1 protein-coding gene and 1 pseudogene are annotated in these 2,559 nt (G+C 52.7%); both read left to right on the forward strand.

Annotated elements, in window-relative coordinates:
- Positions 1-55: 55 nt before the first annotated feature.
- Positions 56-236 (forward strand): annotated as a pseudogene (locus tag HBO10_RS31705) (hypothetical protein); the annotation flags it as partial.
- Positions 237-734: 498 nt separating this feature from the next.
- Entirely contained in the window at positions 735-1,526 is a 792-nt protein-coding gene (gene aadA1 / locus HBO10_RS30975) for an ANT(3'')-Ia family aminoglycoside nucleotidyltransferase AadA1 (RefSeq protein WP_001206316.1), read from the forward strand.
- Positions 1,527-2,559: the final 1,033 nt, after the last annotated feature.

A 2,559-nucleotide genomic window follows, 5' to 3' on the forward strand; every position in this document is an offset into this window, starting at 1 on the left:
CCCGGGGGATCCGGCGCGCCTAGGCCTTGACGGCCTTCACTCAATTCGCCCTATAGTGAGTCGTATTACGTCGCGCTCACTGGCCGTCGTTTTACAACGTCGTGACTGGGAAAACCCTGGCGTTACCCAACTTAATCGCCTTGCAGCACATCCCCCTTTCGCCAGCTGGCGTAATAGCGAAGAGGCCCGCACCGAAACGCCCTTCCCAACAGTTGCGCAGCCTGAATGGCGAATGGGAGCGCCCTGTAGCGGCCACTCAACCCTATCTCGGTCTATTCTTTTGATTTATAAGGGATTTTGCCGATTTCGGCCTATTGGTTAAAAAATGAGCTGATTTAACAAAAATTTAACGCGAATTTTAACAAAATATTAACGCTTACAATTTAGGTGGCACTTTTCGGGGAAATGTGCGCGGAACCCCTATTTGTTTATTTTTCTAAATACATTCAAATATGTATCCGCTCATGAGACAATAACCCTGATAAATGCTTCAATAATATTGAAAAAGGAAGAGTATGCGTAGCCGTAATTGGAGCCGTACCCTGACCGAACGTAGCGGCGGTAATGGTGCGGTGGCGGTGTTTATGGCGTGCTATGATTGCTTTTTTGGCGTGCAGAGCATGCCGCGTGCGAGCAAACAGCAGGCGCGTTATGCGGTGGGCCGTTGCCTGATGCTGTGGAGCAGCAACGATGTGACCCAGCAGGGCAGCCGTCCGAAAACCAAACTGAACATTATGCGTGAAGCGGTGATTGCGGAAGTGAGCACCCAGCTGTCTGAAGTGGTGGGCGTGATTGAACGTCATCTGGAACCGACCCTGCTGGCCGTGCATCTGTATGGCAGCGCGGTGGATGGCGGCCTGAAACCGCATAGCGATATTGATCTGCTGGTGACCGTGACCGTGCGTCTGGATGAAACCACCCGTCGTGCGCTGATTAACGATCTGCTGGAAACCAGCGCGAGCCCGGGTGAAAGCGAAATTCTGCGTGCGGTGGAAGTGACCATCGTGGTGCATGATGACATTATTCCGTGGCGTTATCCGGCGAAACGTGAGCTGCAGTTTGGCGAATGGCAGCGTAACGATATTCTGGCCGGCATTTTTGAACCGGCGACCATTGATATCGATCTGGCCATTCTGCTGACCAAAGCGCGTGAACATAGCGTGGCGCTGGTTGGTCCGGCAGCGGAAGAACTGTTTGATCCGGTGCCGGAACAGGACCTGTTTGAAGCGCTGAACGAAACCCTGACCCTGTGGAACAGCCCGCCGGATTGGGCGGGTGATGAACGCAACGTGGTGCTGACCCTGAGCCGTATTTGGTATAGCGCGGTGACCGGCAAAATTGCGCCGAAAGATGTGGCGGCGGATTGGGCCATGGAACGTCTGCCGGCGCAGTATCAGCCGGTGATTCTGGAAGCGCGTCAGGCGTATCTGGGCCAGGAAGAAGATCGTCTGGCCAGCCGTGCGGATCAGCTGGAAGAATTTGTGCATTACGTGAAAGGCGAAATTACCAAAGTGGTGGGTAAATAATAACTGTCAGACCAAGTTTACTCATATATACTTTAGATTGATTTAAAACTTCATTTTTAATTTAAAAGGATCTAGGTGAAGATCCTTTTTGATAATCTCATGACCAAAATCCCTTAACGTGAGTTTTCGTTCCACTGAGCGTCAGACCCCGTAGAAAAGATCAAAGGATCTTCTTGAGATCCTTTTTTTCTGCGCGTAATCTGCTGCTTGCAAACAAAAAAACCACCGCTACCAGCGGTGGTTTGTTTGCCGGATCAAGAGCTACCAACTCTTTTTCCGAAGGTAACTGGCTTCAGCAGAGCGCAGATACCAAATACTGTTCTTCTAGTGTAGCCGTAGTTAGGCCACCACTTCAAGAACTCTGTAGCACCGCCTACATACCTCGCTCTGCTAATCCTGTTACCAGTGGCTGCTGCCAGTGGCGATAAGTCGTGTCTTACCGGGTTGGACTCAAGACGATAGTTACCGGATAAGGCGCAGCGGTCGGGCTGAACGGGGGGTTCGTGCACACAGCCCAGCTTGGAGCGAACGACCTACACCGAACTGAGATACCTACAGCGTGAGCTATGAGAAAGCGCCACGCTTCCCGAAGGGAGAAAGGCGGACAGGTATCCGGTAAGCGGCAGGGTCGGAACAGGAGAGCGCACGAGGGAGCTTCCAGGGGGAAACGCCTGGTATCTTTATAGTCCTGTCGGGTTTCGCCACCTCTGACTTGAGCGTCGATTTTTGTGATGCTCGTCAGGGGGGCGGAGCCTATGGAAAAACGCCAGCAACGCGGCCTTTTTACGGTTCCTGGCCTTTTGCTGGCCTTTTGCTCATTAGGCACCCCAGGCTTTACCCGAACGACCGAGCGCAGCGAGTCAGTGAGCGAGGAAGCGGAGAGCGCCCAATACGCAAGGAAACAGCTATGACCATGTTAATGCAGCTGGCACGACAGGTTTCCCGACTGGAAAGCGGGCAGTGAAGTGAAGGCCCATGAGGCCAGTTAATTAAGCGGCCGCGATATCCTGCAGATGCATCCAGTACTAGTGTC

It is taken from the genome of Pseudomonas sp. WS 5503 (genome assembly GCF_012985385.1).
In the GTDB taxonomy this organism is placed as follows: domain Bacteria; phylum Pseudomonadota; class Gammaproteobacteria; order Pseudomonadales; family Pseudomonadaceae; genus Aquipseudomonas; species Aquipseudomonas paracarnis.

Coding starts and splice junctions, on each gene's coding strand:
- aadA1 (WP_001206316.1), top strand. CDS start 735: ATGCGTGAAGCGGTGATTGCGGAAGTGAGCACCCAGCTGTCTGAAGTG.